Source organism: Bacillus sp. LR_5, from assembly GCF_042709275.1.
Map to the genome: position 1 here is coordinate 1 of NZ_JAVAXX010000245.1, position 9694 is coordinate 9694.

General features: G+C 45.1%; 8 protein-coding genes and 1 other annotated feature. All 8 genes read left to right on the plus strand.

Annotated elements, in window-relative coordinates; translation table 11 throughout:
- The first annotated feature begins 154 nt into the window (after positions 1-154).
- Positions 155-402, plus strand: a binding site (T-box leader).
- A gap of 122 nt (positions 403-524) precedes the next feature.
- Complete coding sequence (gene ilvB, locus RAC86_RS29900; RefSeq protein ID WP_072566643.1) at positions 525-2249, plus strand: acetolactate synthase large subunit; 1725 nt, start codon at positions 525-527, stop codon at positions 2247-2249.
- Positions 2246-2764, plus strand: coding sequence for an acetolactate synthase small subunit (gene ilvN / locus RAC86_RS29905; RefSeq protein ID WP_003222543.1), 519 nt, complete (start codon positions 2246-2248; stop codon positions 2762-2764). Before ilvB ends, ilvN begins: the two co-directional genes overlap by 4 nt.
- Before the next feature lie 24 nt (positions 2765-2788).
- A complete protein-coding gene (gene ilvC / locus RAC86_RS29910; RefSeq protein ID WP_003222549.1) occupies positions 2789-3817 on the plus strand; it encodes a ketol-acid reductoisomerase in 1029 nt (342 codons plus the stop codon).
- Positions 3804-5360 carry a 2-isopropylmalate synthase gene (locus RAC86_RS29915; protein ID WP_072566642.1) on the plus strand — a complete coding sequence of 519 codons (1557 nt, stop codon included), beginning with the start codon at positions 3804-3806 and terminating at the stop codon, positions 5358-5360. Before ilvC ends, RAC86_RS29915 begins: the two co-directional genes overlap by 14 nt.
- Positions 5361-5380: 20 nt before the next feature.
- On the plus strand, positions 5381-6478 hold the full coding sequence (leuB, locus tag RAC86_RS29920) for a 3-isopropylmalate dehydrogenase (protein ID WP_072566641.1): 1098 nt from the start codon (positions 5381-5383) through the stop codon (positions 6476-6478).
- A gap of 50 nt (positions 6479-6528) precedes the next feature.
- Positions 6529-7947: a 3-isopropylmalate dehydratase large subunit gene (gene leuC / locus RAC86_RS29925; protein WP_072566640.1), complete on the plus strand. Its 1419-nt coding sequence runs from the start codon at positions 6529-6531 to the stop codon at positions 7945-7947.
- 12 nt (positions 7948-7959) lie between these two features.
- Complete coding sequence (gene leuD / locus RAC86_RS29930) at positions 7960-8559, plus strand: 3-isopropylmalate dehydratase small subunit (protein ID WP_014114679.1); 600 nt, start codon at positions 7960-7962, stop codon at positions 8557-8559.
- Between the two features lie 117 nt (positions 8560-8676).
- Positions 8677-9681: a DNA damage checkpoint antagonist DdcA gene (gene ddcA / locus RAC86_RS29935; RefSeq protein WP_072182694.1), complete on the plus strand. Its 1005-nt coding sequence runs from the start codon at positions 8677-8679 to the stop codon at positions 9679-9681.
- Positions 9682-9694 lie beyond the last annotated feature (13 nt).

Genomic DNA, 9694 nt, shown 5'->3' on the forward strand with positions numbered 1-9694 from the left:
ATAAGAGACAGCACTGCGTCCAAAGCGGCGTAATATGAGTTCAACAAAAGATAAACGCAAGCTTCACAAGCAAAAATGATCGCAATATGATTCTGAAAAGTGAAAAAACAAACGACCTCCTTGAACAGCTCTAAGCTGTTCCGGAGACTGAATATGAAAAGCGCAGATGAGGATAAGTAGCCTTGATAAAGCTTTCCACAGAGAACCGGGTTAGCTGAGAACCGGCGAAGCTTTACAAGGTGAACTCGCCTCAGAGTGCCAGTCTGAAATGATAGTAGGACTTGGCCGGGTGAACTTGATTCACTCGTTATTAAAGCGGATAGAAATATCCATGAGACGGCCGATTTAACAGGCTGTAAACAAGGGTGGTACCGCGGAAAGAAGAGCCTTTTCGCCCCTTTTAGCTATCGCATTCACTGCGCGGCTGATTGTGGGCGGAAGGGCTTTTTTTATTGAATAATCAGCTATAAAGCTAATAAAAAGATTGATCTTTAGAGGATGAAAATCCAAAAGGAGGAACTAAAATGGGGACTAATGTACAGGTGGATTCAGCATCTGCCAAATGTACACAGACGATGAGCGGAGCATTAATGCTGATTGAATCATTAAAAAAAGAGAAAGTAGAAATGATTTTCGGTTATCCGGGCGGGGCTGTGCTTCCGATTTACGATAAGCTTTACAATTCAGGGATGGTACATATCCTTCCCCGTCACGAACAAGGTGCGATCCATGCGGCGGAAGGATACGCAAGAGTATCTGGAAAACCGGGTGTCGTCATCGCCACGTCAGGCCCGGGAGCGACAAACCTTGTGACAGGCCTTGCGGATGCCATGATTGATTCATTGCCATTAGTCGTTTTTACCGGGCAGGTAGCAACCTCTGTTATCGGGAGCGATGCATTTCAGGAAGCGGACATTTTAGGGATTACGATGCCGGTGACAAAACACAGCTACCAAGTTCGCCAGCCGGAAGATCTGCCGCGCATCATTAAAGAAGCGTTCCATATTGCAACAACCGGAAGGCCCGGACCTGTCTTGATTGATATTCCGAAAGATGTAGCAACAATTGAAGGAGAATTCAGTTACGATCATGAGATGAATCTCCCGGGCTACCAGCCGACAACAGAGCCGAATTATTTGCAGATCCGCAAGCTTGTAGAAGCCGTGAGCAGTGCAAAGAAACCGGTGATCCTGGCGGGTGCGGGCGTACTGCACGGAAAAGCGTCAGAAGAATTAAAAAATTATGCAGAACAGCAGCAAATCCCTGTGGCACACACCCTTTTGGGGCTCGGAGGCTTCCCGGCTGACCATCCACTTTTCCTGGGGATGGCGGGAATGCACGGCACTTACACAGCCAATATGGCCCTTCATGATTGCGATCTTTTAATTAGTATCGGCGCACGTTTTGATGACCGCGTCACAGGAAACCTGAAGCACTTTGCAAGAAACGCAAAAATTGCCCACATCGATATTGATCCGGCTGAAATCGGAAAAATCATGAAAACACAGATTCCAGTTGTCGGAGACAGCAAAGTTGTCCTGCAAGAGCTGATCAAACAAAACGGCAAACAAGGCGATTCAAGCGAATGGAAAAAACAGCTCGCCGAATGGAAAGAAGAGTACCCGCTCTGGTACGTAGATAATGAAGAAGAAGGCTTTAAACCTCAGAAATTGATTGAATATATTCATCAATTTACAAAAGGCGAGGCCATTATCGCAACGGATGTCGGCCAGCATCAAATGTGGTCAGCGCAATTCTATCCGTTCCAAAAAGCAGATAAATGGGTCACATCAGGTGGACTTGGAACGATGGGATTCGGCCTTCCGGCAGCGATCGGTGCACAGCTTGCAGATAAAGATGCTACTGTAGTCGCGGTTCTCGGAGACGGTGGTTTTCAAATGACACTCCAAGAGCTCGATGTCATTCGCGAATTGAATCTTCCGGTCAAAGTCGTGATTTTAAATAACGCTTGTCTCGGAATGGTCAGACAGTGGCAGGAAATTTTCTATGAAGAACGCTATTCAGAATCTAAATTTGCTTCTCAGCCTGACTTCGTCAAATTGTCAGAAGCATACAGCATTAAAGGCATTAGAATTTCATCAGAAGCAGAAGCGAAAGATAAGCTGGAAGAGGCATTAACATCAAAAGAACCGGTTGTCATTGACGTGAGGGTTGCCAGCGAAGAAAAAGTATTTCCGATGGTGGCTCCGGGGAAAGGGCTGCATGAAATGGTGGGGGTGAAACCTTGAAAAGAATTATCACATTGACTGTGGTGAACCGTTCCGGCGTGTTAAACCGGATCACCGGTCTATTCACTAAAAGACATTACAACATTGAAAGCATTACAGTCGGACACACAGAAACAACCGGCGTTTCCAGAATCACCTTTGTCGTTCACGTTGAAGGAGAAAATGATGTTGAACAGCTGACGAAACAGCTCAACAAACAGATTGATGTGCTAAAAGTAACCGACATCACGAATCAATCGATTGTCCAGAGGGAGCTGGCCTTAATCAAGGTCGTATCCGCACCGTCAACGAGATCAGAGATTAATGGAATCATAGAACCGTTCAGAGCCTCTGTCGTTGATGTCAGCAGAGATAGCATCGTTGTTCAGGTGACAGGCGAATCTAACAAAATTGAAGCGCTTATTGAATTGTTAAAACCTTATGGCATTAAAGAAATCGCGAGAACAGGTACAACGGCTTTTGCGAGGGGAACCCAGCAAAAGGCGTCATCCAATAAAACAATATCTATTGTATAAAACATAACAAGGGAGAGATTTGAAATGGTAAAAGTATATTATAACGGTGATATCAAAGAGAACGTATTGGCTGGAAAAACAGTAGCAGTTATCGGGTACGGGTCGCAAGGTCACGCACATGCCCTGAACCTTAAAGAAAGCGGAGTTGACGTAATCGTTGGTGTTAGACAAGGAAAATCTTTCACTCAAGCCCAAGAAGACGGACATAAAGTATTTTCAGTAAAAGAAGCGGCAGCTCAAGCTGAAATCATCATGGTTCTGCTTCCGGATGAACAGCAGCAAAAAGTATACGAAGCTGAAATCAAAGATGAATTGACAGCTGGAAAATCATTGGTGTTCGCTCACGGATTTAACGTTCATTTCCATCAAATTGTTCCTCCTGCGGATGTAGATGTATTCTTGGTAGCGCCTAAAGGTCCGGGACACTTGGTAAGAAGAACATATGAGCAAGGAGCTGGCGTACCGGCATTGTTCGCGATTTATCAAGATGTGACTGGAGAAGCAAGAGACAAAGCCCTTGCATATGCAAAAGGAATCGGCGGCGCAAGAGCGGGCGTTTTGGAAACGACATTTAAAGAAGAAACAGAAACAGATTTGTTCGGTGAGCAAGCAGTTCTTTGCGGCGGATTGAGCGCGCTGGTAAAAGCTGGATTCGAAACATTAACTGAAGCAGGTTATCAGCCTGAACTTGCATACTTTGAGTGTCTTCACGAGCTGAAATTAATCGTAGACCTTATGTACGAAGAAGGACTTGCAGGCATGAGATATTCAATCTCTGACACAGCGCAGTGGGGAGATTTCGTATCAGGACCTCGCGTTGTTGATGCTAAAGTAAAAGAATCTATGAAAGAAGTATTAAAAGATATTCAAAACGGTACATTCGCAAAAGAGTGGATCGTCGAAAACCAAGTAAACCGTCCTCGTTTCAACGCCATCAATGCGAGCGAAAACGAGCATCAAATCGAAGTTGTAGGAAGAAAGCTTCGTGAAATGATGCCATTTGTGAAACAAGGCAAGAAGAAGGAAGCGGTGGTCTCCGTTGCGCAAAATTAATTTTTTCGACACGACGCTTCGTGATGGTGAACAGTCCCCTGGCGTGAACTTAAATACTCAGGAGAAACTTGCCATAGCAAAGCAGCTCGAAAGACTCGGGGCAGATATCATTGAAGCGGGGTTTCCCGCTTCGTCCCGAGGTGACTTTTTAGCTGTTCAGGAAATTGCAAGAACCATTAAAAATTGTTCAGTGACTGGTCTTGCCCGTTGCGTAAAAGGTGATATTGATGCTGCTTGGGAAGCGTTAAAGGACGGTGCTTATCCGAGAATTCACGTATTTATCGCCACGTCGGACATTCATTTGAAACACAAGCTGAAAATGACTCGTGAGCAAGTGATTGAAAGAGCAGTTGAAATGGTGAAATACGCAAAAGAGCGCTTTCCGGTTGTGCAATGGTCAGCTGAAGATGCCTGCCGGACTGAACTGCCGTTTTTAGCGGAAATCGTCGAGAAAGTCATTGACGCAGGCGCCAGTGTTATCAATCTTCCGGACACGGTCGGCTACCTGGCTCCAGCGGAATACGGAAATATCTTTAATTATATGAAGGAAAACGTTCCGAACATTCACAAAGCAAAGCTTTCGGCCCACTGTCATGATGATTTGGGAATGGCAGTCGCAAACTCTCTTGCTGCGATTGAAAATGGCGCTGATCAAATCGAATGCGCTGTGAACGGAATCGGTGAAAGAGCCGGAAACGCGGCATTAGAGGAAATTGCCGTTGCCCTCCATATCAGAAAAGATTTCTATCAGGTTGAAACAGGCGTTACATTGAACGAGATTAAGCGAACAAGCGATTTAGTAAGCAAGCTGACAGGTATGGCTGTTCCGCGCAATAAAGCGGTTGTAGGCGATAATGCCTTTGCTCATGAATCAGGCATCCACCAGGACGGCTTCTTAAAAGAAAAATCGACTTATGAAATTATTTCACCGGAACTTGTCGGTGTAACAGCAGATGCGCTTGTCCTAGGGAAACATTCCGGACGCCACGCGTTTAAAGACCGGCTGACTGCTTTAGGATTCCAATTTGAAAGTGAAGAGATTAATAAATTTTTTACGATGTTCAAAGAGTTGACTGAGAAGAAAAAAGAAATCACTGATGAGGATCTTGTTTCTCTTATTTTAGAAGAAAAAGTAACAGACCGCAAGATTGGGTATGAATTTCTTTCTCTGCAAGTGCATTACGGAACAAGTCAGGTTCCTACAGCTACACTATCTTTGAAAAACCAAGAAAACGCAGAGCTTATTCAGGAAGCGGCAACTGGAGCGGGAAGCGTGGAAGCGATCTACAACACGCTTGAGCGCTGCATCGATAAAGACGTGGAGCTCTTAGACTACCGCATTCAGTCCAATAGAAAAGGCGAAGACGCATTTGCCCAGGTGTATGTAAGAGTTTTGGTGAACGGAAAAGAATCAGCAGGGCGGGGCATAGCGCAGGACGTATTAGAAGCATCAGCGAAAGCCTATTTGAACGCAGTCAACCGTCAATTGGTTTTCCAATCGAATATGAGCGGACTTAAAAACCATACAGCTGTCGGATCATAAAAGAAAGGAGAACGGATAACTTGAAGAAACGTATTGCTCTATTGCCCGGAGACGGGATCGGCCCTGAAGTATTAGAATCAGCGACAGACGTACTGAAAAGTGTTGCCGAACGCTTTAATCATGAATTTGAATTTGAATATGGCCTGATTGGAGGGGCGGCGATTGATGAACATAACAACCCCCTCCCGGAGGAAACCGTTGCCGCTTGTAAAAATGCCGACGCTATATTGCTTGGCGCTGTCGGCGGACCGAAATGGGATCAAAATCCTTCGGAGTTGAGACCGGAAAAAGGTCTGCTCAGCATCAGAAAACAGCTTGATTTGTTTGCGAATTTGCGGCCTGTGAAGGTGTTTGAAAGCCTATCTGACGCATCACCTTTGAAAAAAGAATATATAGATAACGTTGATTTCGTTATCGTCCGTGAGCTGACAGGCGGCTTATATTTCGGCCAGCCGAGCAAACGCTATGTAAACACTGAAGGTGAGCAGGAAGCAGTAGACACACTGTTTTATAAGCGGACGGAAATTGAACGCGTGATCAGAGAGGGCTTTAAAATGGCGGCAGCCAGAAAAGGCAAGGTAACCTCCGTTGATAAAGCGAACGTTCTTGAATCAAGCAGATTGTGGCGTGAAGTGGCTGAGGACGTTGCAAAAGACTTTCCTGATGTGAAGCTAGAGCACATGCTTGTGGATAACGCGGCCATGCAGCTGATTTATGCACCGAATCAATTTGATGTCGTGGTGACTGAAAACATGTTCGGTGATATTTTAAGCGATGAAGCGTCCATGCTTACAGGCTCACTCGGAATGCTCCCGTCAGCCAGCCTATCAAGTTCAGGTCTTCATCTGTTTGAGCCTGTTCATGGCTCCGCGCCTGACATAGCCGGTAAAGGGATGGCAAATCCGTTTGCGGCCATATTGTCAGCGGCAATGCTTTTGAGAACATCTTTCGGCCTTGAAGAGGAAGCGAAAGCTGTAGAAGATACGGTTAACAAAGTCTTAACTTCCGGAAAAAGAACAAGAGACTTGGCGCGAGGCGAAGAGTTCAGCAGCACTCATGCCATTACAGAGGAAGTCAAGGCAGCGATCATGAGTGAAAATACAATTTCTAATATGTGACAGCTTACGTTAAGCGGTCTTAGTTCATAGGTAGAGGGAGGAAATAAAAGATGATGCCTCGAACAATCATCGAAAAGATTTGGGATCAGCATATTGTAAAACATGGTGGGGGAAAACCGGATCTTCTCTATATTGATTTGCATCTTATTCATGAGGTCACGTCTCCTCAGGCATTTGAAGGGTTGAGACAAAAGGGAAGAAAGGTCAGAAGACCCCAGAACACGTTTGCGACAATGGACCACAACATCCCGACCGTCAATCGTTTTGAGATAAAGGATGAAGTTGCGAAACGCCAAGTGACGGCGCTTGAACGAAACTGTGAAGAATTTGGTGTGCGCCTTGCTGATCTTCACAGTGTGGATCAAGGGATTGTCCATGTTGTCGGTCCTGAACTGGGCTTAACGCTTCCAGGGAAAACGATTGTATGCGGCGATAGCCATACATCAACCCATGGCGCATTCGGCGCTCTTGCATTCGGAATCGGGACAAGTGAAGTTGAACATGTCCTTTCCACACAGACACTTTGGCAGCAACGTCCGAAAACACTTGAAGTGCGCGTAGACGGAACACTTCAAAAAGGGGTAACGGCAAAGGATGTCATTCTTGCTGTCATCGGCAAATACGGGGTGAAATTCGGCACTGGCTATGTCATTGAATACACTGGGGAAGTATTCAGAAATATGACGATGGATGAACGAATGACCGTTTGTAACATGTCAATTGAAGCAGGGGCAAGAGCAGGTTTGATTGCACCTGACGAGGTGACATTTGAATATTGCAAAAACCGCAAATATACGCCAAAAGGCGAAGAATTTGACAAGGCCGTAGAGGAATGGAAGGCGCTGCGCACAGATCGGGGCGCTGTTTACGATAAATCTATCGTCCTTGACGGCAACGAAATTTCTCCGATGGTGACATGGGGCATCAACCCGGGAATGGTTCTTCCTGTCGATTCAGAAGTTCCTGCGCCGGAAAGCTTTTCCGCAGAAGATGACAAAAAAGAAGCGATTCGCGCTTATGAATATATGGGACTGACCCCTCATCAGAAAATTGAAGACATTAAAGTGGAGCACGTGTTTATCGGTTCCTGCACAAATTCTCGCATGACTGACCTTCGCCAGGCTGCTGATATGATCAAAGGGAAGAAGGTAGCTGATAGCGTAAGAGCCATCGTCGTTCCCGGATCCCAAAGCGTGAAGCTTCAGGCTGAAAAAGAAGGGCTTGACCAGGTTTTCTTGGAAGCTGGATTTGAATGGAGAGAGTCAGGCTGCAGCATGTGTTTGAGCATGAATAATGATGTTGTTCCTGAGGGAGAGCGCTGTGCGTCAACCTCTAACCGCAACTTCGAGGGCAGACAAGGAAAGGGTGCAAGAACACATCTCGTCAGCCCGGCAATGGCTGCGATGGCTGCCATTCACGGACACTTCATTGATGTCAGAAAGTTTTATCAGGAAAAAACAGTTGTGTAAGGAGTGCGCGAGATGGAACCTTTGAAAACACATACGGGGAAAGCAGCCGTATTAAATCGAATCAATGTTGACACAGACCAGATTATTCCTAAACAATTTTTGAAGAGGATTGAAAGAACAGGCTACGGCCGTTTTGCATTCTTTGACTGGAGATATGATGAGAAAGGTGAACCGAACCCTGAATTTGAATTAAACCAGCCTGCTTATCAAGGTGCTTCCATTTTAATAGCAGGAGAAAATTTCGGCTGCGGGTCATCGCGTGAACACGCTCCGTGGGCGCTTGATGATTATGGGTTTAAAATTATCATTGCACCTTCATTTGCTGATATTTTTCACCAGAACTGCTTTAAAAACGGTATGCTGCCGATCCGCATGCCATATGACAATTGGAAAAAGCTTGTCGGCCAGTATGAAAACCAGTCATTGCAAATGACTGTTGACCTTGAAAATCAGCTAATTCATGATAGTGAAGGCAATCAAATTTCATTCGAAGTTGATCCGCATTGGAAAGAGATGCTCATCAACGGCTATGATGAAATTTCATTAACGCTTTTGCTTGAAGATGAAATCAAGCAATTTGAATCACAAAGAAGCTCTTGGCTTCAAGCCTAAAAAGCAGCCGGCATTTGTCCGGCGGCTTTTTTTGCCTTGTGAAACCTTTCATTTCTTGTGTTTGTTCACAGGTGTTGATACACTTGAACAAAATAAATGCCTGAAAGGAATATAGGTATGACGCATGACAAGAGAAACGCAAAAATTATTCCTTTTCCTCATCTGAAAGACCGTCTTGTGGAAAAAGGGATGGCATCACTAAAGGAAAAAAAGTATCAAGAAGCACTTGAGCTGTTTTCGGAAGCGATGAAATATGATGATACTGACTCCGATCTTCACTTAGGGATGGCTATCTGCTTTTTAGAGCTGGGCGAATTGGAAGAGGCAAAAAGCGTCTGCGAGAAGATGCTAAAAGAAGGCTATGGCCATTATTTTACGGTTTTGCAGGTGTACATGACCATCTTAATTCAGCTCAAAAAATACGAAGAAGTCAAAAGCACCATTGAAGCCGTTTTGGAAGAAAATCAACTGCCTGCGGAAAGTGCCGAGCAATTTTATAAGCTGCTTGATTTCAGCCGGAAAATGACCGATCCGGAACGTGAGGACGAGGCTTGGGCCGAGGAATATGAGGATACAATTGATACTGAGAAAGTGCTGGCAAGCCCTGAGGAGCAAATGAATTTAATTCATTCCTTAAAAGACCGCAATATAGCGAAGTATACAGGCCTGCTCAAAACAATCCTTCAAGACCCCTCAGCTCACCCGATTATTAAAACGATGATTGTTATGCTATTGGCCGAGCATGAGTACAGCAAACCCGTGCACATTACTAAATTTGGCGAGTCTTTGACAATTGAACCGTCTGAGATTGTCCCGCCTGATGCCGCACCGATTTTACACCGTGTTCTCCGGGTGCTGGATGAGACGCTTGGAAATGAAAATCCAACATTATATGCGGCAGTAGAAGAACTGTGGAGAAGACATTTGTACGTTTTATATCCGTTCCAGCCGAAATTGCTGTCGGCCGATCTTTGGGCGGCTGCCCTGCATAAAGTCGGTTACGAGATGCACGGAATTGAAATTGAAAGGGAAGAACTTCATATGATGTATGAGTTTACAGACAGAGAACTCGATGAAGCGTGCACAATGATAAAAGATATTGAAGAAATTTCTTATTTGTAAATCGCGCCATATA

What these genes read in the sequence shown, in the direction of transcription:
- leuD (WP_014114679.1), top strand. Translation starts at nt 7,960, where the DNA reads ATGGAACCTTTGAAAACACATACGGGGAAAGCAGCCGTATTAAATCGA.
- ddcA (WP_072182694.1), top strand. Translation starts at nt 8,677, where the DNA reads ATGACGCATGACAAGAGAAACGCAAAAATTATTCCTTTTCCTCATCTG.
- ilvB (WP_072566643.1), top strand. Translation starts at nt 525, where the DNA reads ATGGGGACTAATGTACAGGTGGATTCAGCATCTGCCAAATGTACACAG.
- ilvC (WP_003222549.1), top strand. Translation starts at nt 2,789, where the DNA reads ATGGTAAAAGTATATTATAACGGTGATATCAAAGAGAACGTATTGGCT.
- leuC (WP_072566640.1), top strand. Translation starts at nt 6,529, where the DNA reads ATGATGCCTCGAACAATCATCGAAAAGATTTGGGATCAGCATATTGTA.